Genomic DNA, 26,439 nt, shown 5'->3' on the forward strand with positions numbered 1-26,439 from the left:
GTTCAGCGACAGCGTCGAGGGTGCCAAGGCCAGCGCCGTGATCTACAGTCTCATGCTGACTTGCCGCGCTTGTGGCGTCGACCCGCTCGCCTGGCTGCGGCACGTGCTCCATGAGTTGCCACAACGCGCTCCCGACGTCGGAATTGACGACCTCCTGCCGTTCAACTTCGCCAGCAAACCACCGCGTGCTTAACAAACAAATCCGAACCACTACCCCCGATATACCGGTGACGATCGTGTCAACGTGCGGAGAAAATCGCGTTTACCCTAGTTCGCAGCATAACCCATCCTTCAGATTCTTAGCGGAGATGGGAGAGTAGCGCTCCTACTAACCAATTTTGATGACCTATAAATAAATATGCGTCATGCATAGACATTGTTTCGCTCTCATGTTTATATGCATCATGCATACATACTCTTGTATCCATGGAAAAATGGAGACTGAAAGATGAACCCGCTTTCCTCACAGGCCGCTGCGGCCAAATTCTCAAAATATCAACCAGCACATCATTTCACATTAAAAGCCGGTCGAGCCATCTCCCTAGCAGGGGTTGTCCTCCCCCTGCTCTTGATTGGAATTTTAAAGTTCACCCAGATCGAGGTAGAAGCGCTCAAGCCGCTGATCAGCGGTACGCCGTGGCTGGCATGGCTGTATTCAGCTTTCGGTTTTGCGGGCACCAGCCATTTGCTCGGTGTCGTCGAATTGATCACAGCCGTCTTATTCGTTGCGTCTCTATGGTCGGTCCGTGCCGGAATTGTCGCTGGAGCGCTAGGGGCCCTAATATTCCTGACAACCGTTTCGACCCTGTTCGCATTGCCGATCTGGGAAGCCTCTTCAGGCGGCTTTCCGTTCCTGAATTTTACCGGATCATTTCTGATCAAAGATATCGCACTGCTGGGTGTCAGCCTTGCGATTTTGGGCGAAAGCCTTCCCCGGGTGCAGCAGCGAAGGCTGTCGCCCACCCAAGCCGATTTGTAGAATTCGATCTGATGCCGAAAATTCTCTGTACACTAGACGAGGACCCAACATGCACTATTCTGAATATAAACACACCGATCCAGAACTTATTCAGACCCTGACAGAAATATTTCCATTTGCTGCCATATCCATCAATGGAGCCGAAGGGCCACGCATTGCCCATGCGCCGCTGACCTTCCGGTCTGGCAACACACTAGCGGGGGCACTTGAATTCCATTTGGCCAAGGCAAATCCTATCGCCAGCGACATGAAGATCGGCGTGCCAGTCACGATCCTGGTTCAGGGACCTGGAGCGGCAATATCGCCCAGTTGGTTCACGTCGAGTTTCCCCAATTCAAATTCGGATCGCAGCAGGACCGCGCCAACCTATAATTACGTCAGCCTGATCATGCATGGGCAACTTGCGTTCCTGGAAGACGTTGCCCTGCAACGCCAGATCAAAGACCTTGTGAGTGCTAGCGAGCCGGAGGGCGGGTGGCGAACGGAGGAGCTGGCCGCTGATCTTTGGCAGGGCTGGCGAAAGCTGATACAAGGATATCGGGTCGAAATCGCTGGCTTTGATATGACCGTGAAGCTTTCACACGGCGACGTCCCCGAAGACAAGCGCGGCGTCGTCGAAGGGTTGCTGGAGCGTGGAGTGCTGGCAGACGAAAGCATGGCACACCTTGTTGGCGGATATGATGGCACGTCGAAATCACTCCAATCGCTTCTCCACTCGTTGAAGCACTAACGCTAGAGCCAACTCAATCGCGAAACCCAGGTGATGACCATATGAGGCGGATCAGACATGCAAACTTATGCGAATGCTGCAAAATCTGTGCTGCATTCGCATACCCCGTCATGCGTCACACTTGAGAGCGACCGATCAAGCAGTGGCCTAAACCTGTCAAACGCAATTAGCCCTCGTCACTATATCTCATACTTGTGCCTGAAGGCTGCAAATTACCGGACAGTTTGGACAGGAACTCAGATCGCAAAGCCGGCAAACCGAATACGCATGATCGAGGTCTTCAACAAAATTTGCGAGCAGTTTTTCCGTCAGCAACCGATATGTCTCTTTCTCAACCGAAGTAAGAACATCAAGAGCTCGTGAGATGCGCTGAAAGCGTGAGGACAAAATAGCATCGCAGCGCGTGTCCCCGGCTTCCGTTAAGTGGAGCGCGACCGCCCTGCGATCGCTCGCGCTCGCGTGCCGCATGACAAGGCCATCTGCCACGAGCCGATCCACCAGTCGCACTGTCGCGGAATGAGAGAGGCCAAGCGCCCGCCGCATCAGCTCAATGGGCATGCCCGGTTCGTGCCGCAACAGTGCTATAGCCGCCGCCGCCTGCCCTTTCTCGGGAGCCTGGATCTCTGTTTCGCGCAAGACTGCATCCGCCAGACCCAAGACCAATGCGCCAATTACATTCTCTGTCTTTTTTTCATTCATATCGAATTAATATATGTGTGACGCATAGACATCAAGAGAAATTTATATATGCTTGGCGCATACAACTCAAAGGAAAATGAAATGGCACAGAGAAGTACGTCCCTCACCGATCGCGCGATCCTCGGCGTTGATCGCATCTTTCCCGCCGCTACAATCACCAAAATAGGCCGCGGCGTTGCTCTTGCAGGCGTGGTCCTTCCGCTCCTGTTTATCGGCGTTCTCAAGTTCACGCAGGTCGAGGTCGATGCCCTCAAACCCCTCATAACAAATACGCCGTGGCTATCGTGGCTCTATCCTACGTTTGGCGAGGTGGGCGCGACTGCCCTTCTTGGGACGGCAGAGATTTTCACAGCTATCCTCTTGATCGCTTCTGTCTGGTCGGCACGCGCTGGAGTGGTTGGTGGCGCAATAGGCTCGATGACGTTTTTGACCACTGTCTCGATAATGTTCGCATTGCCGATCTGGTACGCAGACCTTGGTGGTTTCCCCTGGATCAATCCGGTCGGCCAGTTCCTGCTGAAAGACATCTCGTTGCTTGGCGTCAGTATTTTCATTCTCGGCGAAAGCATCGGGCGTGTCAGAGCTCAGGCATCGCTGACCTGAGAACGCATCGCAAACAGGGCGGCATCCTTCAGGTCACAGGCCGCTTTCTACTTTGCAAAACCTTGTCGCTTGTCGCAGCCCTTATACTGGATTGATGATGGCATATCTCGACGGCATTTCCATTCACGCTCTCGCGGTGCTCCTGGTTGCGGGAGCGTTCGCGCTCGGAGTAGCCATTCAGCATGGCACCACCTGCGCCGTTCGTGCGATGTCCGAACTTATGAGGGATCGAAGGGTGGATGGGTTGCTCGGGTTTTTCGAATGCGGCCTGTGGGCATTGCTTGTCGCATGGCTACTGACGCCAGACATGGCTGTTCCGCAGTGGGGGCCTTTGGGATCTCTCGGCCTCGGTGCAGTTCTATTCGGGGCTGGCGCAACAATCAATGGCGGTTGCGCATTTGGCTCTATTGCACGCCTTGGCGAAGGAAGGGCCGAGTTTCTGCTGACTGGAGCGGGGGCATATCTTGCCTTTCGCCTTCTTGACGCGATGGGAGCCTGCGCAATCGCGGCACCGGAACAAACCCCTCTTCCCGAACATGCCCTGCTTATCGTCGCGCTCGGTCTGCCCGGCCTCATCCTGTTGCGCTTTGCGCTGTGGAGACGGCCGCTGCGCGTCATTCTCAAGCTGTCATTTCTGATGGGCGTGATCGGATTGGTCGGCGCTTTTGTCGGAGCCCTTCACCAGCCTTGGCCATGGATGCCTGCATTGAGATATATCGGGACCTCCGACTGGCTGACGGCCATGGGCCTCGCAGGACTTATCGCAGGAAGCATCGCGAGCGGAATGTTTCAGGGACGGTTCCGGCTTGGAGTGCCGGGGCTCGCTGCGCTCCGCGACAGACTTACAGGAGGTTTGCTGATGGGAGCGGGCAGCACCTTGATACCCGGAGGCAATGACAGTCTGGTCCTGCAGGGAATACCGTCAGGTAGCCCCTCGGCTTTTCTGGCTTATGCAATTCTTCTTGCCACAATCATAGCGCTGTTGAAGATCGTGCCCCGCTTCAACGTCCACTAAGCGACCTCTACGGTTTACGCGACTGACGCGTTACGGTCTGGCGGTATCGATGCCGGTTCCATCGATCAGACCACGGGAGAGTATCTGCCCAATCAGTTCATCCAGATTGGCACCAGGCACATTCTGCGCCATCGCTTCAAGCCTGCCATCGATGATCAGCGTCGCCAATCCATGCATCAGAGACCAGCGCGTACTTGCGACAACCAGCGTTTCGAAATCGCTCCTGTCTGTCGCTTCACCGGAAGCTTCACTCGAAAGAAGTGCGAATGCCGCAGGACCCGCAACGGATAAGGAGGGCGAACACCAGTTCAGGCGCTCGGAACGGAACATCAGCAGAAAGACACCCGGATGCGCCCTGGCAAAGCGGATGTACCCGCGACCCAGCGCCGTGGCATAAGCAGAGGGATCGACCTGAGGGCCAGCCTCTTCCACCTCGATCAGGACAGTCTCGCGCAAGCGCACGAAGCCCGAAGCAGCCAACTCCGTCAACAGACCGGAGAGATCGCCGAAGTGATGGGCGGGAGCGCCGTGCGAAACGCCCGCCTCGCGTGCCGCCGCCCGCAAGGTAAGCCCCGCAATGCCGTCGCGGTCGAGGATTGCTTCCGCCGCCTCCAGCAAAGCCTGGCGCAGCGATCCGTGATGATAAGGTTTCATGCTTAATCCTTACACTGACTAGATTACGCTTGACCAGAGGAAATGATCCTGACATTGATTTAGACATTGTCTAAATAAGGACATTTCAATGCCAATGAGCACCCCTTTCGATTGGTGCCTTACGGCTAGGGGGCCTGCGATGGAGAAAGTCTACGTATCGATTACCGGCCTCCAGCTGAAAGGCAGGCGCCACTTTTTCCGGTTCTGGTGGCATGCGATCAGGTCCATGGCGCAAGCCAAGCAGGCCGAGGGCAACATCGCCACCGATGCGCGCCCCATCAATGGCGTGCATCACACAAGAACCGTATGGAAGGATGAAGGCGCAATGCGTCGATATCTGATCGCAGGCGCACACCTGAAAGCGATGAAGGCGTTCGGCTCTATCGCGACAGGCAAGACACTCGGCTTCTACTGCGACAGCGTTCCCGATTGGGACGAGGTGCACCGGGCATGGCAATCATGCGGCAGGCAAGTCGGATGATCAGAGACGCCCAAGATATCGCACCGGCCCAGACCCCACATGCCTTTAACGAGAAAGAAAACGTCATGACAGAGTTTTCCACCCCGGGTGCGCTTCGCATCGCAGTGATTGGTGTTGGCGGAATCGGAAGTACATTCGCATTTCATCTGGCCCGCATCGGCGGGCATGCGGTCACCGTCATTGCAAGGCCGGGTTCCGCGCGCCTTGAGCAATTGTTGACCGACAAACGAATCATCAGCATCACAGGTGAGCATGCGGCTGTTAGCGTCACCGACGCGTTGGACGAAGATCTGCCCTATGATCTTGTGGTCGTCACATTGCTTGCACATCAGGTCGATGCCGTGCTGCCTGCGCTGAAAAGAAGTGCAGCCAGAAACATCTTGTTCATGTTCAACAACTTTGATCCGGATCGACTGCGCGACATCATCGGCACTGAGCGCAGCGCATTCGGAATGCCATTCGTGCAGGCCAGTTCTGCCAAAGATGGAAGACTGAAAGCAGTCGTTGGGGCTGGCGGGCAAAAAACGAAAATCAGCGACCAGCGTTGGGTCGATCTCTTTTCAAAAGCCGGGCTGCCCGCTGTGCTGGAAACAGACATGCTGCTTTGGCTTCAATGCCATGCTCCTCTCTGTGTCGCATTCGAGAGCATATCGATCGCCGCTGTCCGGCGCGGCACGGGCGCATCCTGGAAGGAGGCTCTGATTGTTGCGCGTGGAACCCACGAGAGTTTCAGGCTCATAAGAGCATTGGGCACCTCACTCTATCCCTCGGGAAAAGCGTGGCTCGCCAGAAGCCCAGTTTGGGTTGTCGCCAGCATGCTCTGGGCCATGTCGCGCGTCCGCTCCTTCCGAGAACTTCTCGCAACCGGCGAGGGTGAATGTCGCGCCCTCATCGAGACGATGGCCGACGCGTCTCAGCGCAGCAACATAAGGATCGATGCATCGAAAATACGGGCCATGGCACCGGCTGCATTATAAGTGTCGCCGCCGAACCAGGCATGAGTGTAGAGATGAGGCTCCATCCCGCAGGTGGAGCCTCATCAGACATCAGTAATTGGCGCTATAAACCAGCGGAACCCAATCATAGTTCGTCTCGTCCCGCCTGATATGACCTATGCCCGGAAAGGCGTGGTGCGCGCCTGCAACCAGATATTTCTGATCAGCTGCCTCGGCGAAAGCAACGGCGCGTGTGGCGGCAGCCGTCGTCTGGTACACGTCAAAATCGACCGTCACCTCCGGATGGTCATATTGCAGCACGTCGCCATGCGCGATATCGCCCCAGAACACGATCTTTTTCCCCTGACTTTCGACGATGATGCCGCTGTGTCCGGGCGTATGGCCAGCGCGCAGCACCGAGCCAAAACCGGGCAAAGGCGCGGCATCGTCCTCAAAGGTTTCGAAATTCTTCGCATCGATATACGGGCTGACGCATTGCTCGGCCTGCGCAATCTGGGGACCCAGAACCTTGTCAGCCTTGGCTTTGGCATCCGCTTTCAACCAGAACTTGGCTTCGCGATGGTTGACATGCAGGATCGCGTTTTCAAACACGCGCTTGCCATTGGCAATGAGACCGCCGGAATGGTCAGCATGGATGTGCGTGAGGATGACGTCATCGATCTGGTCCGCTTTGTAACCCGCAGCCTCGATATTGGAAACGAGCTTGCCGAGCGCCGGTCCCATCAGATCGCCCGTACCGGCATCGATCAGAACAAGCTTCTCGCCGGTATTGACCAGAAAGGCGTTGACCGAAATTTCCGAACCCGCCTGAAAATGATCGGCAAGATAGGTTTCTGCGTCACTTTCGGTGATGCCCTTGTATATTTTCGACATTGGCAGTTTCACCGTGCCGTCGGAAACCGCGGTGATTTCATAGTCACCGAGTTTCATGCGGTAAAAGCTGGCCGCTTGCTTGCCAACCATGGGCGCCTTGGCAAAGGCGGCGGTGGGCAAGGTTGTCATGGCACTTGCAGCAAGGGCTGCGCCTGCTGTGCTGATAAGTAGGGAGCGACGGGTTTGCATGGGAAACTCCTGGGCATTGGACGGCCCGTTGACGACATGGGTCTTGGAACTGACCTTTTTAGCACGTATGCATGGACGTATTAGTAATCAAATCGATGCGGCTCATGACAACTATCGATCATTTCAATTTGCGTTCTTTCGATCTCAATCTGCTGGTTGCTTTTGACGCCCTCATGGCAGAGGGAAACGTCACTAAAGCGGCTCGAAGGTTGAAGGTCCAGCAACCTGCAATGAGCCATTCCCTTTCAACGCTTCGGGTCCTCTTGCAGGACGAATTGTTCATTCGCGTAGGACAGGTGATGCAGCCGACAGCACGGGCGCGCAGCTTGGCCGCGCCGGTCCGCCATGCTCTTCGTCAGGCGCAGATGGCGCTGATCGGCAACTTCGCGTTTGATCCGGCAACGGAAGAACGAACGTTCCGCATCGCGATGTCTCCCGAAATCGAGCTGTTGCTTATCCCCGAGCTAACGATGCGCCTGCGCCGCGATGCACCCGGCATCAAGGTTTTGGCCAGAGTGTTTCCATACGAGGCGATGGAACCTTCACTGGAGGATGGCAGCATCGACATCGCGGTTGGCTGCACATACACAAAGACTAGCCGCCGATCCTTCGAGACATTGTACGAGCCGGAGATGGCATGCTGCTACAATCCGGCTCTCCTGCCTTTGTCGAACCCAGTGGAACTCTCGAACTATCTTTCCGCTGACCATGCAACCATCTCCCAGAACGAGACATTGCAGGGCTGCATCAAGGATGCGCTGGAATTGGCGGGCGTGGAGCTAAACGTGATAGCCGCAGCACCCGGCTATATGTCGGTTCTATCGGCGGCGCAGATCGCACCGGTCATTGCCACGGTACCGAGCCGCATCGCTGATCGTTACGCGGCACTTCTCGGCCTCAAGGTTAGCCCGTTACCGGTGAGTCTGTCCTTTCCGTCAGTGAAAATGGTGTGGGCGAGCCACGCCGACGGCGATCCTGCGAACGGCTGGCTGCGGCATCAAGTTCGCGATAGCCTTGTGCGCACAGAAGTCGGGGGCCCGAAATCGGATGTTCCGATGCAAATCTACGATGACGACGTCGTTTCCCAGCATTTATGAAACTGTCGGGTCGCGAGCCTTGAAAATACCGTCGTTTCGGCACCGCGCGTCGGGCCCCAGTTTGGTTGAGGCGCCGACTGGGACGGGGTAATTGCAGCTCTTGATGGTAATCGAACGCTGCACCCTTAGTTCGGCTAAGCTGCTATTCGGCGTACCATTAATCCTCCTCTGGACGCTTCTCAGGCAGCAGTGAGGGGTCCGCCAGTACACGAAATAGTCATACGTCCTCGGGATAGAGACGAGGGAAAAGGGTATCGAGCGCTTGGACTGGAAAGCGCAGCGACACGGGCCCCTTTTCGGTAACTGACGCAAGCAGGCCCTCATCCGTCAGCGCCTTTAGAACGCGCCGCGCCGATCGATCTGGCAGGCCAGTGATACGCGAAGCCTCTCCCCGTTCAAATTCTCCGCGCACAAGGGCTTCCTGAAGTAAGGGCGCGCACTCGTCAGGCAAAGTTTCCTGACGATAGACATAACGCTTGAGGCGTCCCCCTAGTGTTTTGAGGTCAAACAGGCTGTCCATGTATTCGAGCTGATCGAGACACACGCGTAGAAACCAACTGGTGAACAGTTCCAGTCCCTTGAGCGACAGGTTGCCCCGTCCATCGCGGTCGCCCTGACGTGGCTCGTCTGCCCAAGCCATATGCTGCTTATATTCGGCCCGTCCTTCAGGCCCCCCCATCAGGCCTCGAGCCAAGCCGCGGGAAACTGACCAGAGACCATGAGCTCCCACTCCGGCCGCTTGTGCCATCGCATGACTCATCAAACGGCTAACTCGGCCGTTGCCGTCTGGAAACGGATGGATGTAGTTGAAACGGTGATGCGCGGTCGCCATCGCAAAAAGGCGGGCGCTACGGCTCCTCCCAACCGCCATCATCGCTTCTCCTGGAGCCGGCTGGAAGGCGAACCGCTGATGGAAGTAGGCCATGAAATCGGGCACGCGATCGCTCGCAGGAGGCAAATGCCTGCCGACCTCGACGTCCTGCTCCTCCCCTCGCCGCCATTCGCCGGGCGTCATAACAAAGCTGTGGTGGTTACCAACAATCGTCAGCATCTTTACTGTTGCGCCATCATAAAAGGCGCGGTGAAGGTAGCGGATGAATTCTAGCGATGCAGGATCAGGCAACGTCCCTGCCGCCTCTCGCTCGTCGATCTCCTGCTGAACACGATAGTGGGCGACGGCTTCGATCTTGAGGTCGCGCCGATCGTCCTCGGGCTTAATTCCCTGCAGGGCCTGCTCGATCTCACGTGGTCGGGTGTTGTGGCCTTCGATCAGATTACTATAGTAGGTGTTCATGATCCTGACGGTGCGGGCCAGTTGGGCTGCGGTTTCAGGATGGAGAGCCCGGCCAAGTCGTTCGGCCCTAGCGACAATCTCAAGCGAAAGGTCCAGCAGTTCGCCACTGGGATGCTCGATACGCGCCGGTTCGATGCGGGTAGATGCTTCTTCGACAGTCATTTTGGCCGATATCCAGTTTCCTTATATCGTTTATATATATGGGATTTTTGTCGATTTACTATCACATTTGGCCGATCTTTTGGCCGATGTTATCGTCAGTGCTATAGCCCCGTCATCAAGACACGACCCACCCAATCACCAAAAAGAACTCCAGCAATGACACCCGGTTGTCTTCCCTGGCAAATCTTTGCGAACTTGTGGCCTTTCCATTGCGATGTTCATATTAGTTTACTCGCCTTGATAGGATCAGAACCGCCGAACCTGTTGTTGAATGCTTGGGAAAATCCGCCGAGTTCGGGCCGAATTATTGAGTCCTTGAAACTAAGCAGTCCAGTCTTCCACTCGTAAGCCGGCTACGCGATCAAATTCGCGGCGATTGTTGGTAACTACAATCAGTCCACGGGAGCGGGCGTGCCCAGCAATCAGTTGATCGAACGGACCTATCGGAGTTCCGTTACGCGCCAGTTCGGCTCGCAATTGACCGGTATGGCTTGCTGCCAATTCGTCGTACGGCAATACCTCGAGGCGTGCCACGAAGCCCTCCACGACGGAGAGGTTCTTCTCAGGACTAGCTGATTTTTCCGCTCCGTAAATCAATTCCATTAGGCAAACCGAACTGATGCATAGCTGATCATGAGAGCGATTAAACGCGTCTCTCACCTGCTGCGGTCTATTCTTGATCGTAAAAATACAGATGTTGGTGTCCAGCATATACTTCAGCATTAAAATGCCTCGCGCTCCTGCGAAGTGACCTGATCACGCTCACTCATGAAGTCGGACGTCGCTTCCGCTCCCTCAAACCAGCTGTCCCAGATCTCTCCGACTGGTGCAATGATGCGAGTTCGTCCCACCGCAACGATGTCGACACGCTTTACGTCATCAGGCAAAGCAACAGCCTTTGGCAATCGTATTGCCTGGCTACGATTGCTCTGGAATACTGAACCCTGCTCCATCTACGTCACTCCAAATTTCGTCGATAGCAACTTAGTTCCCGGGCAAGGGATATGTCAATGGGATATACGAAGAGATTTGTATTCGGACGTGTGCTCACTGGCAACCGGTGACGTTCGCCTTAAAGTGAATAGAACCATCGTCCATTTCTGCAGCTTAATTTGTCCCCGGTTCGAGCTGGTTGTGGCGCTTAGTCCTTTGGGGGAACTCCGGAACGGACGGGGGATATTGTAGCATGAGGCCATCGCGAAGCGATTTACACATTTGGCGATGTCTGCTGGGTTTGCCCCAACGACGAATGGGTTTCTCCCTGCTTCCGATGCCAACTTCTACTTTGCGGCTGCAGAGCCAACGCTCTGGCCAGTTGGTTCGAACTCAGCCAACGACTCGATACACCGAAGCACCACAATTCTTTTGCACTGGCAGGTACAAGCCACCGTCGGGCTGCGTAGTCGGTAGGCGAATGACTGCGGTCTTTCCACCTTGGCTGCTTGAAGATGATGCGATTAGCAGCGACTAATAATGGTGATGTTTAAGAGCCTCTGTATTCTGTAGTATGCATGTCGCTGGAGGCTCGGCGAGGCCGCTGGACCAACTTTTCAGATTTGCATGCTCCAACAGACGCATGGACACGGACAGGACAGCACTTAACAGATATATGATAGCATCGGCTCGATGTAGACCCATCTAGGCTTGCGCAATGTTGACTCGGACGAGACCTGGATGGACTTGCTACGCGACAAAACTGGGAAGCTACAAAATACACCCCTGATGGATTTCCACGTGGTCAATATTCTTGGCTGTCGTGAAGCTCGACTTTCAGCAGGAAGACGGGATCCCGGTCTCAGTCCAGGTCTCGGTTACGGCGCAACAATGCCGGGAACTTGCCCGACAGCTGCTACTTCAAGCCGAGGTGTTGGAGCTGGAGCGACCGACGCTGCCGCAATGATAGATGTCAACGAAAAGGCAGGATACGATGTCACATTCGAAGCACGTTGAGATTTGCGTCGGCCTGACCAAGATATGGTTAACGAACTGTAAGCTGTGGTTTTGATGCTTGGGAAGATGAACTACGTTGACCGGGTCAGCAAGGTGTGCGGTGATCACTCCAGGGTAGCCGAAGAGGAAGCCCTGCAACAGGTCTGGTGCCTTGAAGGCTGGCCGTGCGTGTTGTTGTTCGGTCCCGATTCCCTCGACAACCACAGTCATTCCAGGGCTTTTCTCTAATGCCAAGGCGCACTCTATAATGACCTCCACCACCGGATCTTCTCCAATTGCCGCGACAAAACTGCGGTCTATCTTTATCTTTTCAAACGGATAGCGCCTGAGGTTAGACATCGAAGAGTAACCGGTGCCATAGTCGTCCATAGCCATATGTGACTGGGTCATTAGTCGACGACCCGTTTCTAGCGCAAAAACAAATTGTTCGTCGCGCCGCGTTGGAGGTTATGAGCCCAGCCGGCTGGTCAGCCGTGCTCTTTATTAAAGTGGCCTACTTGCAGAAGCGCGATGATGTCGTCCCTAGCTATTGGGCGCGACATCAAAAACCCTTGGATGTTATCGCAGCCCAACGACTTCAGTGCATCTCTCTGCTCCTGGGTTTCGACCCCTTCAGCCGTTGTCTGTAGCCCTTGCGCCCGAGCCAGGTTGATGATCGCTGCGACAATCGCGCTTTTCTGGCCTTCTCCCATCCCCGCGATAAACGACTTGTCGATCTTGAGCCTATCGACAGTGACATTCTGAACCCTTGAGAAAGAAGAGTATCCGGTGCCAAAGTCGTCTATTGCAAACCTTACGCCGGCCGCTCTCAGCATGGTGACGTTTCGCTCAGTCTCCTCACCGCTGATGGCCAAGCTCTCTGTAATCTCGATTTCCAATCGTGCTGGTTTAATCCCCCATTTGGCCAGCGTGGTAAGAACCCGTAGCGGGTAGCCAGCGGAAGCGAGTTCGGACGCTGAAGCATTCACGGCGACACTTATGGAAGGCAACCCGGCGATCAGGCTGCACGCGTCTTCCAAAACATGCGCTCCAATCCTGTTAATGACGCCGATCTCTTCCGCGAGCGGGATGAACATATCTGGACCAATAGAGCCTAGCTCCGGGTGCTTCCACCGCGCCAAAGCCTCGAGCGAGCACGGGACCGCGCTGTCAGCAAAGTAGACCGGCTGGTAGACAACCTCGATCTGCGTCCCCGTTGCCAAGGCCTCGCGCAGGTCATGCTCTAGTTTCCGGCGGGTGCGGAGGAGTTCGTCCATGTGATTGCCAAACACCGCATATGCATTCCGTCCCGCAGCTTTTGCGTGATATAGGGCGATATCCGCCTGCCTCGTCAGTTCGACAGCATCTGCATTCGCACCTGATGCAATCGCCACACCGATGCTCGCACCAATAGCGCCATATGCCCCGTCAATCTCAAAAGGCTCGCGCAGGCCCAGGACGATTTTTTCTGCAATGGCGACGACGTCGTCCGGGTTCATCCTTTCAACCAAGACCGTAAACTCATCACCCCCGATACGCCCAATGAGAGCGTCCGGAAGAATGTCCCGCATCCGCGCAGCAACTAAGGCGATGAGTTTGTCCCCTGTTGGATGTCCATAGGTATCGTTGACAGCCTTGAACCGGTCGAGGTCAATTAAAAGTACACTGAATAGATCCTCAGGCAATGCCTCCCTGAGCCGTGCCGCGAGCTCACTGTTAAAATGAGCCCTGTTAGCCAGACCCGTCAGACTGTCGCGCAGTGCCAGATGTTGAAGCTCCTGGCGATTGGAATTGAGCTTGACGGAGCGTTGCCAGATCGCATGCCCGGCCAAGCTTGCGGCGATGAATATGCCAATGATGGACAGTCCGACGACGGGGATTGTTGCGTGCGACACGCTCGTTCCCGGTTCGAACGGATGCCAATTTAGGTAACCAATTGTCTGTCCGGACTTCGAGGTAAGAGCGATATGGGAGTGGCGCTGGTCGCGAGGCATCTCAGTCGTGAACTGCATCTCGGCGAATTGGTATTCACTACCTATTTCGGCCGGAAAATCTTGATCTAGAAACCGTACCGCCACATGCTGATTTTCTTCTCCCGCCTGCTGCTCAATCTCGCCCGTGTCAGACATAATCGGTTTGACACTGACCACAGCAGGTCGTTTCCCTACATAGGTCAGATCACTCTCACCGATTGAGAGGACCTTGTCCGAGATGCCTTCCTGGTCTCCAGCGACAAGCCGTTCACGCAGACGTTTCGCAAGCGGACTATATGCCAGACGAAGGTCCTCAGGTGACACCCCGCTGGATGATTTTGCTAGAAACTGGTAAATCGGCAGTCCATCTGGCGATAAAACGACAGCGGCATCATGGCCGAAGTAGGTGTTCATCCAGCGGCCGAGGTTCACGTCAAGCCAATCGTGATCATCGTCCTTGGTCTTGGTGACCGCGTCATCCCACACGGTGGCGCTCTCTTGATCATGAGCAACGGATGATTGAATTTTGGCTACGATCAGGGTGGCGAGACCCTTCTGCCGCTCCGCGGCAACCTCGTCGGTTTTGGCTGCAGCCCAGTACAGGGCGCCAAGTAACATCGCTCCGACCAGGGCCGATACACCTGCCGGAATGAGCCATTTCAAGAACCACTGTGACTGCTTAATCATGCGACATCTGCCTTTTCATCAGAGGGAACCTAGACCATCTGGGTTAAGCCTCAAGGAAGGGACACGGTTAAGGTTTGGTTGTTATCCTTATCAACTGAATGACGTGTCCTGACCTGCAATCAACGTTGTGTCTGCGACGCGTCAAGAATTGGGATTGAGGTTTGGAGAGAATCCGCGCCATCGATCACGGCCCGGTATCTTCTTTATCAGATGGCCAGCTCGAGATGTTGAAAAGTGTCCGATCAGATCATTAACGAAGCCAACCGGCTCGACGAAATAATCGCGGCACAGGTTCAGAGAACAAGTCCCTTGCACGACAGCCTGATAATCGGCTCTATAAGTTTCCAGTTTGAATGCCGTGCAGCTTAAAATCTGCCATGATAGAGCATTGGTCCGAGCCCCCGCTCAGGGAGCAATCATTTTGGGAGATATAGAATGCCGGACCTCATCTCAAAGGAAGATGCACGCCTTTGCGCCAGCATTGTCACGGAGGTTGCACGTGCCCAGGGCTTCCTTCGGGAACCCGCCGCAATTGGGCGTCTAACAGTCTCGGTTGCCAAACTCTACAACAAAGGCCTGCGTGATCGCGACCAGCTTCTTGCGGCGGTAATGCAGTTGCCGAAGTGATGCCGACGTCAACGCTCGCAGTCATAATTGCCCATTGCGCGGCCATGGAGCATAGTACCAAGGGACTACACTGGTCAGATTCTTAGTTAAGGTTACGCCACACAACAACAGCCGAGCGAGCCCGCTGGACGGCTAGCCATCAGTCCGAAGGATGTGTTCAAGTTTGCCTATCTCACGCCTGTGAATTTCCTTTTGATCGCAGCGATAGCGGCCAACAGCAACCAGCGATTGGAAGACGTTAATCTTTTATAGAAGAATGATATCAATCGAAAAGGGTTTCTTCTGCCCTTATCTGCTACAGCATCCGCGCAGCACAAAGTCCCAATCTGCATTCGATGCGACCAAGCCTTGAGCAAGGTCCATTGGCTATTATTATTGCACTACTGGAGCCGACCAATGTTACCCAATATAGAAAAAGCTCGATTGTTTGCCAGTCTTGCGAATGAGTTTCGGCTAGATATTATCTCGATCATCATTGAACGGGAGGCTTCGGTAATGAGTTGTCTGCTATCCTGGGAAAGAGCCAGTCATCCGTATCTCAACATCTGGGGAAACTCAGGCAAGAAAATCTTGTGACGACACGTCGTGATGCGCAGACCGTTTATTACTCCTGCCAGGATCCGCGTGTTTTCCGAACCTTGGCAGTGTTGGATAACATGCGAGGGAATGACCTTGTCAACGGGATGGCAGTGTCAGAGCTCTTGCGCTCGGCTTGAATTCGAATGCATACAAGCTGCGCGCGACCGGAAACGGCTTATTTTTCCCGATTTTCCAGCGTGAACTAGCCATCTTTTGTCTTTGCTTGAGAGGCGACGCCCGATAGTGTCGTATGAGCTGACGTAGTGCATCAGAAGATGCAGATCGACCGCTCAGCGGGTCAATATGCTTCCTCCGCTAAACATTTTCCCAGCAAATCGTACGTTAGACTGTCACTCGCGTGACCGTTTGCTTGAGTTGTCCAACGCGGAGGGTTCATCCCTCATATGTACCCGTTGACAAAGGATTAAAGTCGTTCAATGACCGAACTGTCGGCAATCTGTCGAGCAAACATGGGGGGAAGTAGTGAGAAGACGACTTCTAGCCGTTGCCGCAACTGCGCTGCTTCCAGCTCTCGTACTTCTGGCTTACAATGAAATTGTGAATCGGCAGCAACGAAGTGCTGAAGTCCATTCGCAGGTTTCTCAGATGGCACGTCTGATTTCTTCGGAAACACAACGCATTCTGGAAGGAGCACGTAGTCTTCTTGTCGCCGTATCTGCATTACCTGCAGTTGCCGATCTAGATCCCGAAAACTGCAGAGCCACCCTCAAGCGGCTGACGGGTAGCCTGACCATGACCGGTTCGATCCTTGTGGTAGACGTCAACGGAAAGCTTGTTTGTGACAGCGACGGAAACGCAGCTGGAATCGATTTTTCTGATCGTGGATATTTCAAAGAGGGCCTTGCGGCCAAAGACATGGTTGTCGGGGAGTACACAATCAGCAAGCTCACACAACGGCCGGTGCTGCCCGTCTCGATACCGCTGGTGCGGGATGGCCGAACCATTGGTGTCGTTGCCACCGGCATAAGGCTTGATTGGCTGCAGGCGCGCGTCACAGATCATGGTGTGGCGCATGGTAGCGCCGTCACAATCGCGGATCGGAAGGGCACCATACTCGCACGCCAACCTTTCTCGGAACGTTTTGTCGGCACCCCTATACCCGACCAATTCCGTTATCTTCTAACCTCACCGAGGCCGGGCGCTCTGGTTGTCCATAGCCAGGATGGGACGGAGAGAGTTATGGGCTATCAACCCATCACGCCAGACACCCCCCTTTATGTGAGTGCGGGGTACTCAAAGACCGAAGCTTTCGCAGCCGTCAATCGCACGACATTGACAGGCTTGGCGACGTTGGTCTTCAGCACAGTACTCGCGTTCGCGGCATCGTCCTACGTGGGAAGGCGGTTCGTTCTCCGACCAATAGACCGGATTACAACCGTGCTCGATGAATGGAAGCGGGGCAACACAGCCAGTCGCACGCATATGACAGAGGACAGCAATGATCTAAGCCGTGTAGGAAGCTCGCTGGATAAGCTGCTAGATGAACTTGACAGGCGTCGTCTTGCTGTAGAAATAGCAGAAGAACGGCGCAACCTTCTGTCTCGCGAACTGACCCATCGGGTGAAAAATACCCTGTCTATCGTCAGTGCGCTCGCCCGACAGACATTTAAAGGGCCAGACCCTCGTGTTGCCTCCTTCACCGCTCGTCTTACGGCGCTAGGACGTGCCTACGATTTGCTTCTCGCGGAGGACAGTCAGGGCGCAAACATTGGCGATATCATCCGAAATACGTTGGCTTCCCATGATGTGGACAATGCACGGCGCTTTCGTATTGAGGGCCCGTTCCACGCAGTCGATCCAGAGCTTGGGTTAGGATTGTCTCTTGTCATCCATGAACTCGGGACAAACGCTACTAAATATGGAGCACTCAGCAACGAATGCGGCTATATCAGCATCAACTGGCGTCTGCACGAGGGGCGCCTTGAGCTATCGTGGGAGGAATACGACGGACCACCGGTTAATGCTCCAGACAAAGAGGGCTTTGGATCGAAACTGATCCGCCGTGCCTTCCCTGCGAAGTATCAGCCGCAGGTGTCCATTCTCTATCCTCCAGATGGCCTAAGGTTTTGCTTGTCATTCACAAGATCCGCAATTTCTCCTGAAAGTTAGAGGGTTTTCGTTTCATCTCGATGATATCCGCAGGAACTGAAGTGATTTCTGCATTCGAGGTGCCCAAAGATGTCGACAAGTCTGCCGATGAAGCTCCACAGCTAAACCTTTAGCCGCCACTTGATGGAAATGGCGGAGCCAATGAAATCGCCCAAGTCCGATGCTCGGTCGCGTTAGATCATTTCCCGTATGGTCTGGATGATTTTTGATGGATCATAAGGCTTGTTGAAAAACCGCCCGACCACCGGAAGGGTGTCGTCACTCATCGCACGATGTCCGGATGTCACGATGATTTTAACCGGCGGCCACCTGTCACGAACTGCAGCTGCTAGCTTTAAGCCGTCCATACTGCCGGGCATATCAATATCGGTGAACATCAGACAAACTTCGGGATGCTCGCTAAGGATGACGATGGCAGATTGAACCTATCCTATGACAGTGTCGTCAAGGCCCTGATATCGCGCCAGATCAGGTGCATCCGGCTCGCTTGCGAAAAACTTGGCAGCGAGATCGCGGATGCCCGGTTTGCTTGCGATGTTCAAAGCACCGTGCAACAGATATATTCCGAGCCGGCTCTGGGGATTCATCATCTTGGGGGCGATTTTCGGCACGCCTTGGCCCTGCTTCACCATGGGCCGCATCGCCTTCTCGTATGACGCAACGGCCTCCCTCAGATCAGAGGGGCTGCGTTTCATTTCGCTGGCGAGGACGTAACCGCCAGTAACAGCGAGTGTGGCTCCGATGCCTGCGAGCGGCGTCGCACACCAGGCCGCGTCGCCCGTCAGGATAACGCGCCCTTTGGACCAACGGTCCATGCGCACCTGGCGCAATACATCGAAATAGAAATCGTTTGTGGTCTCCATCCCGGCCAGAACACGATCTGCCTGCCAGCCAGCATCAGCAAACCGTTTGCGCATATAAGCTTTCTGCTGATCGACGTCCCAATCCTGCTCTCCGCTCGGCGGCTGCTGTATCGAAAGCATAGCCCGACACGTACCATGTTGGTCGGGCCGAAGCGAGATGCTGCGACCGTCAGTGGTATTGTACCAACGCCACATGCGGTCGTCGTCGGGTTGCCGTGGTATCGTGAAATAGGCGATGGTGAGGTCCATCCAGCGAGGCTCGTTCTCGTTTGGGAAAATCATCTCGCGCGTCGCAGAACCAACCCCTTCCGCTACGATCACCGCATCGTATTGCTCGGTTTTGCCGCTGGCGAAGGTGACCGTCGCAAGGTTTTCGTTATCCTCGATCTGTTCAACGTGATCCCCGAACCGGAACGAGACGCTCTTTCGGGCCGACTCGTAGAGAAGGCGTGCGAGGTCTCCGCGCAGGATTTCCATCTCAGCCGTCGGGCCATCGCTACCAAGCTCGTCCGTGGTAAACTTTGCAACGTCTTCGCCTTTCTCATTGACCCAGACTGTCCCTTCTTCACCAGTGCCGCGGTCGAGCGCTGTCTGCTCCAGTTCCATGCGGCGAAGCACCTCACGACCGACGCCTCGAACGTCGATGTTCTGGCCACCGTCTCGAAACTCTGGTGCCCGCTCGACCACCGTGACATCGAAGCCGTAGCGGCCGAGCCACCAAGCGGTTGTATTGCCGGCCACACTGGCGCCGGTGATCAGGATGCGATTTGACATGAAATGATCTCCTTTTCACAAAGAATATCACTAATGATATATTTGTTCCGTGGTCATTGTTCTAAATTGTTGATCAGACGCTGGAACATTCGAACCACCAACACAGCTTCCTCCGACGAAAAGCCTTCGAGACCTTGTTTGTTTGCGGCAAGCAATGCATCGCGTCCGATTGCTGCCGCATCGACACCAAGGTTCGTGAGTTCAACCATTGCGGCGCGCCTGTCCGTCGATGACGGAATGCGATTGATCAGCTTCATGGCTTCGAGCCTGTCGAGAAGGGCCACCATTGCAGGCTGCTTTACGGCTGAAGACCGGACCAGATCCCGCTGCAGCATCGGCCCCTTCCAGGACAAGAGCATGATCGGGCCGATCAGCGAAAGCGACAGACCGTGCGGGCGTAGCGCCGTATCAACCACCCGGTTGAAGACGCGGGCTGCATGATTGGCAAGATAACCGGGGGCGACTGCGGCTTCTGGATGGATATAATCATCGCGCTCTGACATAGGTACTTCCTAAGCCATGGACTTCACCATATCCAGCGTAAGACGACGTCGAACAGCTATTAAATTTGGCCGGTATGTGATCGGGCGCCTTGCGCCGGATATATTCGCGAATAGTGGTCACGATTTCATATTGAAGTGTCGAGCTCTTCCAAAATGAGGTTGGTCTTTCCCCCAGACTGCGCCCAGTCATTGAAACAGGTAACACGTCTGGCCCAAAATGGTGGTTAAACACCACTTACCTGTTAACCCTTCGGTTGTAGCACTATCCTTGGTAAGACGTAAAAGGCTTGTTGACATCGCGAGCCACCAGCGACGCTTGGGAGGGTGCATGAAAGAGCTGTTTGCCCGCACAGAGGGGGTCGACGCCGCCTCATTTCGCAATTGCCACATTATTCTGGACGCGTTACCGGTCGCCGTGTCGTGGGCCGGCCTTCCGGGCGGTGAAATTAGGTTCATCAACCGCGCCTTCACCCGTCTCTTCGGATATGGCGAGAAACACTTCCTGACAGTCGATCAATGGATATCCGAGGTTTACGACACCTCTCTTGAGCAAGAGATGGCCCGGGAGCACTGGGCCGCCCTCTGGCGAAGCGAGCAGTCGGGGATCGGTCAAATCGAGCCACTTGAACTTAAGGTTCGCTGCGCCGACGGTTCATTTCGCACGACGCAACATCGGGGCGCGCTTCTCTGGGATATCGGGATTGCGGTTGCGACCTTTGAGGACATTTCACCACGAAAGAAAACCGAAGACGCCGTACGACGGATGGCGATGGAAGACCCCTTAACCGAACTTGCCAATCGGAGAGCCCTTCAAGAGAGGTGGCAGAGCGAAATCTGCTCGGAGCATAGCGAGCCAATGGCGGTCCTGTTGATCGACCTCGATGGTTTCAAACCCGTCAATGACCAGCATGGGCACGATACTGGCGATCAGGTTCTCATGATGGTGGCAGCCAGATTGCTAGCCTGCGTCCGCAATGCCGACGTTGTTGGGCGCATTGGTGGCGACGAGTTCGTGGTGTTGCTTTTCGGACTGGGTGACGGCCATGAAGCCGGCGAAATTTGTCGACGAATTCACAATAGTCTCACAGCGCCCTTCATTTGCGACGGGTCGTTGATAGAGGTCGGTGCCAGTATAGGCGTAAGCCTTTACCCCCAGGACGGCCAAACCCTGCAGGCACTCATGCGGTCTGCTGATCAGGCGCTGTATCGCAGGAAAAAAGCCCGCGCTGGCGGCTGGGAGTGGTTTGCCAAGCCCGCCGCCTGAGATGTACTATTCAATGATCTATCCGGAACGCCTTGAACCAATTCGAACTGCCGACGCGTAGTTTAACGAACCGAACGCATTGATCTCTAACTAGAATCCTACAGCACCAGTGTTAGCTGGGCAATGTGCGTGTCGGCGGCCTGTGACTTAGCCTAACTCTTTCGGCGGACTCTGACACTCCGCTCGCCCGAGCTCCCGCAAACTCCCTATTTCCATTCCTCGAAAAATGCAATATGTTCTCTTTTTGTTCTATTTCGTTTGATGATCTTGTCGGGACCATCAGTTTACGATTCATTGAGGAGAATCAGGTTGATGTCAGGGAAAGGCCGTGATCGAAAACCCCTCTCGGCGCTCCCGCTGAGCTCTGTCTCGTTAACTCACCTTGATAAGAGTGACTATCGTGTTTGACGATTTCACAACTCCTACCGATGCCCCCAGTCAGGGGTCGGACCATAATCGTCACATCGTGGCTGTGCAGGCGCCGCAGCGGAAAATCATTCACATCGATATGGACGCCTTCTATGCGTCGGTTGAACAGCGGGACAATCCCGACCTGCGTGGCAAGCCTGTTGCGGTCGGCCATGGAGAAGCACGTGGTGTGGTGGCTGCCGCGAGCTACGAGGCGCGCAAATTCGGTGTTCATTCGGCGATGCCGTCTGTGACTGCAATACGCAAATGCTCAGACCTCATCTTTGTGAAGCCTCGTTTCGATATCTACAAAACGGTCTCAAACCAAATTCGGGAGATCTTTGCCGAATACACGTCGCTCATCGAGCCGCTTTCGCTCGACGAGGCCTACCTCGATGTAACCGAAAACCACAAGGGTATCGACATCGCGACAACAATCGCCGAGGAAATCCGTACTAAGATCAAGGAGGTGACCCGTCTGACAGCCTCTGCCGGCGTCAGCTACAATAAGTTCCTGGCAAAGATGGCAAGCGATCAACGAAAACCCGATGGCCTGTTCGTGATTACACCAAAAAACGGTCCGGGGTTTGTCGAAGTGCTGCCAGTGAATAAATTTCACGGCGTCGGGCCTGCCACGGCCGAACGAATGAGGCAGCACGGGATTGAGACTGGCCTTGACCTAAGATCAAAATCACTCGCTTTCCTGCAGCAACATTTTGGTAAAAGCGGTCCCTATTTCTACGGGATTGCCCGCGGGATCGATGGTCGCGAGGTTCGGGCTGACCGAGAGCGAAAGTCGGTTGGTGCCGAAGATACGTTCATGGAAGACATAGATCGGATAGACTTCGCGCGTGGTGAGCTCCCCCCACTGATCGAGAAAGTGTGGCGCCATTGCCAGGCGCACAGACTGAGCGGCAAGACGGTGACACTGAAGGTCAAATATTCTGATTTTGAGCAAGCAACTCGCAGCCGCACCGTGAACGCACCGGTCTCGTCCGGCGAAGACATCCTCGAAATTGCCAATCAGCTATTGACGTCCGTTGCCCCGTTCAGAAAGCCGGTGCGGCTTCTCGGTGTAATGCTTTCGTCTCTCACACCAATTGCCAGCGTGGCAAAGGGTCAGCTGCTACTTGAACTGTAGAACGCGTTCACCGAGCGAATGCCAGTGCAAGATCGAGCTACGTCCGGACCTGGCGCAAGCTAGCTGGCAGGCTCCGGCACTCAACAATGCGTTCACCCAAGAGCTCTACCACCCAATCATGGAGACGCTCAGGAACAGCCATGCGAGCACCCGTAAGTCCCCTGAAGAGAGCATCGGCGATACCCTCGGAACCGAGGGCGGCAAACACCTCATCGGAACGCAGGATGTCGGCAGTTGCCATGAGTTCAAGGCCCGGGAAGCGCTCGCCGGAGACCTTGATTGCCTTGCGTTCGTCGATTACGGCAGTTCGGTTCAACGAAACGGCGACCGCCAGCGTGGCGGCCTCACCGTCGTCAAGCGTCATTTGCGCCGGTCCACTCACGAGGCTTTCGAACAACTGCTCAGCCTCTTCATCAAACGCCAGGAACTCCAGCAATCCTTCCTGAACGAGGCGCTGGGCCAACTCGCCATCGTTCCTTCCATTGATGCGATCAAGAATGAGTTCATCGCGTACGACATCACTGGCGCATAAGGTGACGCCATATGCGCGGATAATCTCAGTGGCATGGGCCGTGGCGTTGAGATTGATGATGACACTGGTGTCAACGACGATCGCAGCATGTGACCTAACGGAGGATTGAGGTTGCCGCATTGGCCCCGCTTTCCTCGGCGTCGATGTCACTCAAAATATCGCGAACCTGGATGCGGTCGAGATGCAGGAGTCGTGAGATCTGACCTTCACTGAGAATGCCGCGCTTGGCGGCTTGGTACGCCATCAGGCTCGTTTTGAGGGAGACGGGCAAAGCGGCTTCGTCCTTAAGGCGATCGCTTTTTCCGGCGTCACCTAACACCTGGCGAGCTTGGTCATCGGTAATATTGCCATTGGCAAGGAACCAGTCCCACGTCCCTTTCTTCGTGAGCTTCAGCTCCTCAAGCCGGCGAACGATCGCCTCCCGGGATACGTGGAATATATGCGCGAGCACGATGACGTGCCTGCGAGTAAGACTCGTCGAGCCGGCCGTAACTTCGGCGAACTTCAGTCGCACGGCCTGAGCCGGGGTCAGAAAGCCCCGCGCGAATGCATTGGCATATTTTTCTTCGCGGGAATTCTCCAGCTCGTCGAGTTCAGACACTTCCGCGTCCGTTCGAGTCGCCACCAAATGCCCAAGCTCGTGGGCTGCCGTCTGGGTCCTTCGATCAAGAGGGTGATTTGCATTCAACAGGATGCATGCCCCGACCTTTTCATCAAAGGCGAATAGACCTGAGATCTTTGCCGCAAGCTTGCGAGCATAGACCCGGACACCCATCTGCATTTCGAGCAGCGAAACAATATCGGCCACAGGCGCCAGCCCCAGACCTAGCCAGTGACGAAGTTCCAATGCGTGCTGCTCAGCCTGCTCCCGCACGTCACCGGACAGGATGCGGCGCTCGGGCGGAAGATTGCGAGTATGTTCGATGCCAAGCAAATTCTCGAGTTCGACCTCGGCACGGACAAGTTGCGCCATCAGCTCGGCGGCCTCTGCCACCTGGCTCTCTTCGTTTTCGGCGAGCTTGCGGAATTTCGGGACAAGTTCAATGTGAATCGATTCTTTCCGCATAAGTGCGTTTGCGGTCGTCCCATAGAGCCGCGCGAGTTGCTGAATTTCGCCGATCTTGACGCGCCGCTGGCCTTTTTCCATTGCAACCAACGTGGTTCTGGCAACGCCGATCGCTTCGGCTGCATCCGCCTGCGTTTTAGCGGCGTTCTCGCGGGCGAGCCGAAGTCGCTCGCCGAGCTCGTCCTGCGTCAGTTGATCATTGACCTCACTCATTGCGATCAGGCCAGCCACTGCGCTACAAACGACTTGGGTCCGAGATCCTTCATAAAAGCCTTCCATTCTATTTCATGCTGTCGGAGCAAGCCGAGGAGGCTGTCTTCGGCTCCCGCTGGCGTCATTCCAAGTTCTTGAGACAGAAACCAGGCGTGCCGGGCCACCCGTTTCCGATTTACGGGTGAAGAGCGCAAATCCGCCAGATGATCAAGATGCAAAGTGCCAGCGATCGCGTAATGTTCCATGGCTCCGGTAATCTTGTTGAAGCCAGGGGCAGCACCTTTCGCAAACTCATCGGCGCGCAGATCTTCCCAGATATAGTTCTCTTTCGGCTCTTCCAAACCAGCGGCATGAAAACTGAGCCGACGCAACATGCATGCAGCACAGATCCCGCAATGCCTTCGTATGCCATCAACAGACGAGTTTCGGTTCTGCTGCCAACATGAGCGCGTTTTTACCCATTCACCGGGATTGACAGGCAGGGCGGCAAATTCACCCAGCGTCTGCCCCTTGGTCTTCCAAAGTCGAGGTAGGCGATAGCTCACCTGATAATTGAAAATTGCCGCTACAAGACGCTCCATTCTGCCGAAGAAGAGTGGATGATTGCGGTAGTCCTCGTAACCGTGACTGGTTTGCACAAGCGAGGGGCCAAGCGCGCCTTGCCCGCTCTCTGGCATGACAATGTCGTGCGTACCGAGGAGATAGGCTGCAATTCCGCTCAGAAGCGTGAATTTGAAACCGCGGCTGCGGGCCGTGGATTCGGCAAAAGGGCGGTCTCCTGATTTTACCTTGAAGGGAATCGTGAGGAAGGGTGCCTTTCGATGTTCAGTGCGGGGGCGGTCATCGGTTTTCGAACCGACGCGGACACGGATCAGCCGATCGGAGCGCCCGCCTGCCGTCATCATTGCGGTGACGGCGCGGGAGTCCAAACCATCACTGAATGGCGTCACGACCTTGGACCGGTCGCCGAACTCGAGCCTGCTTTGCCGGCCGAAATCTTCCATGGGCGATCGACGCTTATAAAAGGTAATCTGCCACTCATCTCCCGTCAGGAATTTGAGCGCCGAAATGAGCGCGGATCCTACCTGCGGCGTTTCCCAGTGGTCGAGGTCATGAACCGGCAAGTGAAGTTCAATTCGGCGCATCCAGCCCCACGCCGGGCGCTTGCAGCTTTTGTCACAAAACTCGACGGCCGCGATCATGACCATGACATCGTAGATGCGATTGTCCCAGTTCTTGGTCCGATAGTCATCAAGATCTTCCATCGTGAAAACGATTGTGCTGTCGATTTCGATCGTCTGCCATGATGGCATTGAACCTGCACCTTGCTCAACCACAGCGACACGGATCGCCGGGCACTCTCCTTGAAGAACTTTCAAAACGGCACTCCTTCTTCAAGACTGTCACGCACAGCAGGAGCGCGGGAGACGGTAGCGGTCTTGTCGCCGACTACGGAGCGAGCAATGCGAGCAAACGAGCCGTTTGCATCCATGGCATTCATGGTCTCGTTCATTCGCTCACGGATATTTAGCGATGCGCGCCGGCCTGCTTCGACAAGGTAGTGCTCCTCGGTCGTCCGCGCGTTTGCTGCAAGACGCTCTCTCAGAGCGGTATCGACGCCTTCCTGGACGGCCTCTCTCCCCTGCAGCCCCTGCTGAAAAGCCATTACCGTGCATTCGATGGCGCTGGCCGCCAGAGGCGAAAGGCTTGGTTCGTCGCGCAACGCTCGAAGCTGCTCCTGAACAAAACCAGGAAGGCGCGTCAGTAAGTCCTCACCGTCGGCAATCCGGATAATGCGTGCAACGATGGGCGCGAGTTCGGTACGCGCGTCTTGAAGAATTGCCGCCTCTGCGGCTTCGCAGACCTGCTCGACCGGAAAGGCGGGCTTGTAGGCCCACTCCGCGAGTCTCTTGTATTTCGGTCGTAGGGGCAGACTTTTGTGGGGACCGTCGCTCATTCGAATCTCCTGATGTCAGATAGATTGTAATTTTCTACCTGACATGTCAACATGCTCCTTA

General features: G+C 55.2%; 28 protein-coding genes. 14 read left to right on the forward strand and 14 right to left on the reverse strand.

All coding sequences use genetic code 11. The features are described from left to right. The 3 genes from ACQZ51_RS21855 to ACQZ51_RS21865 form a co-directional block, all read left to right on the forward strand. The coding region (locus ACQZ51_RS21855; protein ID WP_448780527.1) for a transposase domain-containing protein at positions 1-193 on the forward strand (193 nt) is incomplete at its 5' end. Positions 194-448: 255 nt separating this feature from the next. Continuing rightward, positions 449-979: a DUF417 family protein gene (locus ACQZ51_RS21860; protein ID WP_448780528.1), complete on the forward strand. Its 531-nt coding sequence runs from the start codon at positions 449-451 to the stop codon at positions 977-979. A gap of 49 nt (positions 980-1,028) precedes the next feature. Beyond that, positions 1,029-1,709 (forward strand): FMN-binding negative transcriptional regulator, encoded by a 681-nt coding sequence (locus tag ACQZ51_RS21865; RefSeq protein WP_448780529.1) that lies wholly within the window; start codon positions 1,029-1,031, stop codon positions 1,707-1,709. Between the two features lie 186 nt (positions 1,710-1,895). Here ACQZ51_RS21865 and ACQZ51_RS21870 read toward each other — a convergent pair whose 3' ends face one another. Continuing rightward, positions 1,896-2,408: a MarR family winged helix-turn-helix transcriptional regulator gene (locus tag ACQZ51_RS21870; RefSeq protein ID WP_448780531.1), complete on the reverse strand. Its 513-nt coding sequence runs from the start codon at positions 2,406-2,408 to the stop codon at positions 1,896-1,898. 81 nt (positions 2,409-2,489) lie between these two features. Here ACQZ51_RS21870 and ACQZ51_RS21875 point away from each other — a divergent pair, with 81 nt between their 5' ends. Both ACQZ51_RS21875 and ACQZ51_RS21880 read left to right on the forward strand, forming a co-directional pair. Beyond that, on the forward strand, positions 2,490-3,011 hold the full coding sequence (locus tag ACQZ51_RS21875; protein WP_448780533.1) for a YkgB family protein: 522 nt from the start codon (positions 2,490-2,492) through the stop codon (positions 3,009-3,011). 97 nt (positions 3,012-3,108) lie between these two features. Further along, positions 3,109-4,026 (forward strand): YeeE/YedE thiosulfate transporter family protein, encoded by a 918-nt coding sequence (locus ACQZ51_RS21880; protein WP_448780535.1) that lies wholly within the window; start codon positions 3,109-3,111, stop codon positions 4,024-4,026. Positions 4,027-4,056: 30 nt separating this feature from the next. Here ACQZ51_RS21880 and ACQZ51_RS21885 read toward each other — a convergent pair whose 3' ends face one another. Next, positions 4,057-4,680: a TetR/AcrR family transcriptional regulator gene (locus ACQZ51_RS21885; RefSeq protein ID WP_448780536.1), complete on the reverse strand. Its 624-nt coding sequence runs from the start codon at positions 4,678-4,680 to the stop codon at positions 4,057-4,059. Positions 4,681-4,819: 139 nt separating this feature from the next. Here ACQZ51_RS21885 and ACQZ51_RS21890 point away from each other — a divergent pair, with 139 nt between their 5' ends. Together ACQZ51_RS21890 and ACQZ51_RS21895 are read left to right on the forward strand one after the other, a co-directional pair. Then, a complete protein-coding gene (locus ACQZ51_RS21890; protein ID WP_448780538.1) occupies positions 4,820-5,161 on the forward strand; it encodes a hypothetical protein in 342 nt (113 codons plus the stop codon). Between the two features lie 65 nt (positions 5,162-5,226). Then, the gene (locus tag ACQZ51_RS21895; RefSeq protein ID WP_448780540.1) at positions 5,227-6,138 is read left to right on the forward strand and encodes a ketopantoate reductase family protein; all 912 of its coding nucleotides are present in this window, start codon (positions 5,227-5,229) and stop codon (positions 6,136-6,138) included. A gap of 69 nt (positions 6,139-6,207) precedes the next feature. On the opposite strand, the gene ACQZ51_RS21900 is transcribed toward ACQZ51_RS21895, so the two are convergent. Then, positions 6,208-7,179, reverse strand: a complete 972-nt coding sequence (locus ACQZ51_RS21900) for an MBL fold metallo-hydrolase (RefSeq protein WP_448780542.1) — start codon at positions 7,177-7,179, stop codon at positions 6,208-6,210. 104 nt (positions 7,180-7,283) lie between these two features. On the opposite strand from ACQZ51_RS21900, the gene ACQZ51_RS21905 reads away from it, so the two are divergent. Then, positions 7,284-8,276 carry a LysR family transcriptional regulator gene (locus tag ACQZ51_RS21905; RefSeq protein WP_448780544.1) on the forward strand — a complete coding sequence of 331 codons (993 nt, stop codon included), beginning with the start codon at positions 7,284-7,286 and terminating at the stop codon, positions 8,274-8,276. 217 nt (positions 8,277-8,493) lie between these two features. Here the strand turns inward: ACQZ51_RS21905 and ACQZ51_RS21910 are convergent, their stop codons facing one another. From ACQZ51_RS21910 to ACQZ51_RS21930, 5 genes are all read right to left on the reverse strand, one after another. Then, positions 8,494-9,732, reverse strand: coding sequence for a Fic family protein (locus ACQZ51_RS21910; protein ID WP_448780546.1), 1,239 nt, complete (start codon positions 9,730-9,732; stop codon positions 8,494-8,496). A 321-nt stretch (positions 9,733-10,053) separates the two neighbouring features. Further along, the gene (gene vapC / locus ACQZ51_RS21915; protein ID WP_448780548.1) at positions 10,054-10,455 is read right to left on the reverse strand and encodes a type II toxin-antitoxin system tRNA(fMet)-specific endonuclease VapC; all 402 of its coding nucleotides are present in this window, start codon (positions 10,453-10,455) and stop codon (positions 10,054-10,056) included. Continuing rightward, positions 10,455-10,685 (reverse strand): type II toxin-antitoxin system VapB family antitoxin, encoded by a 231-nt coding sequence (gene vapB, locus ACQZ51_RS21920; RefSeq protein WP_448780550.1) that lies wholly within the window; start codon positions 10,683-10,685, stop codon positions 10,455-10,457. The genes vapC and vapB overlap by 1 nt, the downstream gene beginning before the upstream one ends. 901 nt (positions 10,686-11,586) lie before the next feature. Continuing rightward, positions 11,587-12,057: an EAL domain-containing protein gene (locus ACQZ51_RS21925; protein ID WP_448780551.1), complete on the reverse strand. Its 471-nt coding sequence runs from the start codon at positions 12,055-12,057 to the stop codon at positions 11,587-11,589. Between the two features lie 92 nt (positions 12,058-12,149). Continuing rightward, the gene (locus tag ACQZ51_RS21930) at positions 12,150-14,321 is read right to left on the reverse strand and encodes a bifunctional diguanylate cyclase/phosphodiesterase (RefSeq protein WP_448780553.1); all 2,172 of its coding nucleotides are present in this window, start codon (positions 14,319-14,321) and stop codon (positions 12,150-12,152) included. 435 nt (positions 14,322-14,756) lie between these two features. On the opposite strand from ACQZ51_RS21930, the gene ACQZ51_RS21935 reads away from it, so the two are divergent. The 3 genes from ACQZ51_RS21935 (at position 14,757) to ACQZ51_RS21945 (ending at position 17,657) form a co-directional block, all read left to right on the forward strand. Then, a complete protein-coding gene (locus ACQZ51_RS21935) occupies positions 14,757-14,948 on the forward strand; it encodes a hypothetical protein (protein ID WP_448780555.1) in 192 nt (63 codons plus the stop codon). Between the two features lie 500 nt (positions 14,949-15,448). Continuing rightward, positions 15,449-15,664: an ArsR/SmtB family transcription factor gene (locus tag ACQZ51_RS21940; RefSeq protein ID WP_448780557.1), complete on the forward strand. Its 216-nt coding sequence runs from the start codon at positions 15,449-15,451 to the stop codon at positions 15,662-15,664. Positions 15,665-16,010: 346 nt separating this feature from the next. Continuing rightward, positions 16,011-17,657 carry a sensor histidine kinase gene (locus ACQZ51_RS21945; protein WP_448780559.1) on the forward strand — a complete coding sequence of 549 codons (1,647 nt, stop codon included), beginning with the start codon at positions 16,011-16,013 and terminating at the stop codon, positions 17,655-17,657. Between the two features lie 173 nt (positions 17,658-17,830). Here the strand turns inward: ACQZ51_RS21945 and ACQZ51_RS21950 are convergent, their stop codons facing one another. Genes ACQZ51_RS21950 through ACQZ51_RS21960 form a run of 3 tightly spaced genes read right to left on the reverse strand, consistent with a single transcriptional unit; the run spans position 17,831 to position 19,797 of the window. Beyond that, positions 17,831-18,070 carry a response regulator gene (locus tag ACQZ51_RS21950; RefSeq protein ID WP_448780625.1) on the reverse strand — a complete coding sequence of 80 codons (240 nt, stop codon included), beginning with the start codon at positions 18,068-18,070 and terminating at the stop codon, positions 17,831-17,833. A 12-nt stretch (positions 18,071-18,082) separates the two neighbouring features. Then, entirely contained in the window at positions 18,083-19,294 is a 1,212-nt protein-coding gene (locus ACQZ51_RS21955; protein WP_448780561.1) for an FAD-dependent oxidoreductase, read from the reverse strand. Between the two features lie 53 nt (positions 19,295-19,347). Beyond that, entirely contained in the window at positions 19,348-19,797 is a 450-nt protein-coding gene (locus ACQZ51_RS21960) for a MarR family winged helix-turn-helix transcriptional regulator (protein ID WP_448780563.1), read from the reverse strand. 328 nt (positions 19,798-20,125) lie between these two features. Here ACQZ51_RS21960 and ACQZ51_RS21965 point away from each other — a divergent pair, with 328 nt between their 5' ends. The 3 genes from ACQZ51_RS21965 to ACQZ51_RS21975 all read left to right on the forward strand — a co-directional run bounded on the left by ACQZ51_RS21965 (position 20,126) and on the right by ACQZ51_RS21975 (position 23,142). Beyond that, the gene (locus tag ACQZ51_RS21965; protein ID WP_448780565.1) at positions 20,126-21,061 is read left to right on the forward strand and encodes a diguanylate cyclase domain-containing protein; all 936 of its coding nucleotides are present in this window, start codon (positions 20,126-20,128) and stop codon (positions 21,059-21,061) included. A 472-nt stretch (positions 21,062-21,533) separates the two neighbouring features. After that, positions 21,534-22,610 carry a DNA polymerase IV gene (gene dinB, locus ACQZ51_RS21970; RefSeq protein WP_448780627.1) on the forward strand — a complete coding sequence of 359 codons (1,077 nt, stop codon included), beginning with the start codon at positions 21,534-21,536 and terminating at the stop codon, positions 22,608-22,610. Further along, positions 22,600-23,142, forward strand: coding sequence for a hypothetical protein (locus ACQZ51_RS21975; protein WP_448780567.1), 543 nt, complete (start codon positions 22,600-22,602; stop codon positions 23,140-23,142). The genes dinB and ACQZ51_RS21975 overlap by 11 nt, the downstream gene beginning before the upstream one ends. Positions 23,143-23,236: 94 nt before the next feature. Here the strand turns inward: ACQZ51_RS21975 and ACQZ51_RS21980 are convergent, their stop codons facing one another. The 3 genes from ACQZ51_RS21980 to ACQZ51_RS21990 form a co-directional block, all read right to left on the reverse strand. After that, entirely contained in the window at positions 23,237-24,421 is a 1,185-nt protein-coding gene (locus ACQZ51_RS21980; RefSeq protein WP_448780569.1) for an ImmA/IrrE family metallo-endopeptidase, read from the reverse strand. 5 nt (positions 24,422-24,426) lie between these two features. Next, entirely contained in the window at positions 24,427-25,623 is a 1,197-nt protein-coding gene (locus tag ACQZ51_RS21985) for a 7-cyano-7-deazaguanine synthase (protein ID WP_448780571.1), read from the reverse strand. Between the two features lie 173 nt (positions 25,624-25,796). Beyond that, on the reverse strand, positions 25,797-26,378 hold the full coding sequence (locus ACQZ51_RS21990) for a hypothetical protein (protein WP_448780573.1): 582 nt from the start codon (positions 26,376-26,378) through the stop codon (positions 25,797-25,799). Between the last annotated feature and the right edge of the window lie 61 nt (positions 26,379-26,439).

Source organism: Agrobacterium sp. CG674 (assembly GCF_053521645.1).

Coding starts and splice junctions, on each gene's coding strand:
- ACQZ51_RS21885 (WP_448780536.1), bottom strand. CDS start 4,680: ATGAAACCTTATCATCACGGATCGCTGCGCCAGGCTTTGCTGGAGGCG.
- ACQZ51_RS21900 (WP_448780542.1), bottom strand. CDS start 7,179: ATGCAAACCCGTCGCTCCCTACTTATCAGCACAGCAGGCGCAGCCCTT.
- ACQZ51_RS21985 (WP_448780571.1), bottom strand. CDS start 25,623: ATGATCGCGGCCGTCGAGTTTTGTGACAAAAGCTGCAAGCGCCCGGCG.
- ACQZ51_RS21965 (WP_448780565.1), top strand. CDS start 20,126: ATGAAAGAGCTGTTTGCCCGCACAGAGGGGGTCGACGCCGCCTCATTT.
- ACQZ51_RS21865 (WP_448780529.1), top strand. CDS start 1,029: ATGCACTATTCTGAATATAAACACACCGATCCAGAACTTATTCAGACC.
- vapC (WP_448780548.1), bottom strand. CDS start 10,455: ATGCTGAAGTATATGCTGGACACCAACATCTGTATTTTTACGATCAAG.
- ACQZ51_RS21960 (WP_448780563.1), bottom strand. CDS start 19,797: ATGTCAGAGCGCGATGATTATATCCATCCAGAAGCCGCAGTCGCCCCC.
- ACQZ51_RS21875 (WP_448780533.1), top strand. CDS start 2,490: ATGGCACAGAGAAGTACGTCCCTCACCGATCGCGCGATCCTCGGCGTT.
- ACQZ51_RS21935 (WP_448780555.1), top strand. CDS start 14,757: ATGCCGGACCTCATCTCAAAGGAAGATGCACGCCTTTGCGCCAGCATT.
- ACQZ51_RS21860 (WP_448780528.1), top strand. CDS start 449: ATGAACCCGCTTTCCTCACAGGCCGCTGCGGCCAAATTCTCAAAATAT.
- ACQZ51_RS21870 (WP_448780531.1), bottom strand. CDS start 2,408: ATGAATGAAAAAAAGACAGAGAATGTAATTGGCGCATTGGTCTTGGGT.
- ACQZ51_RS21890 (WP_448780538.1), top strand. CDS start 4,820: ATGGAGAAAGTCTACGTATCGATTACCGGCCTCCAGCTGAAAGGCAGG.
- ACQZ51_RS21905 (WP_448780544.1), top strand. CDS start 7,284: ATGACAACTATCGATCATTTCAATTTGCGTTCTTTCGATCTCAATCTG.
- ACQZ51_RS21880 (WP_448780535.1), top strand. CDS start 3,109: ATGGCATATCTCGACGGCATTTCCATTCACGCTCTCGCGGTGCTCCTG.
- ACQZ51_RS21980 (WP_448780569.1), bottom strand. CDS start 24,421: ATGAGTGAGGTCAATGATCAACTGACGCAGGACGAGCTCGGCGAGCGA.
- ACQZ51_RS21955 (WP_448780561.1), bottom strand. CDS start 19,294: ATGTCAAATCGCATCCTGATCACCGGCGCCAGTGTGGCCGGCAATACA.
- ACQZ51_RS21925 (WP_448780551.1), bottom strand. CDS start 12,057: ATGGCTATGGACGACTATGGCACCGGTTACTCTTCGATGTCTAACCTC.
- ACQZ51_RS21930 (WP_448780553.1), bottom strand. CDS start 14,321: ATGATTAAGCAGTCACAGTGGTTCTTGAAATGGCTCATTCCGGCAGGT.
- vapB (WP_448780550.1), bottom strand. CDS start 10,685: ATGGAGCAGGGTTCAGTATTCCAGAGCAATCGTAGCCAGGCAATACGA.
- ACQZ51_RS21990 (WP_448780573.1), bottom strand. CDS start 26,378: ATGAGCGACGGTCCCCACAAAAGTCTGCCCCTACGACCGAAATACAAG.
- ACQZ51_RS21910 (WP_448780546.1), bottom strand. CDS start 9,732: ATGACTGTCGAAGAAGCATCTACCCGCATCGAACCGGCGCGTATCGAG.
- ACQZ51_RS21895 (WP_448780540.1), top strand. CDS start 5,227: ATGACAGAGTTTTCCACCCCGGGTGCGCTTCGCATCGCAGTGATTGGT.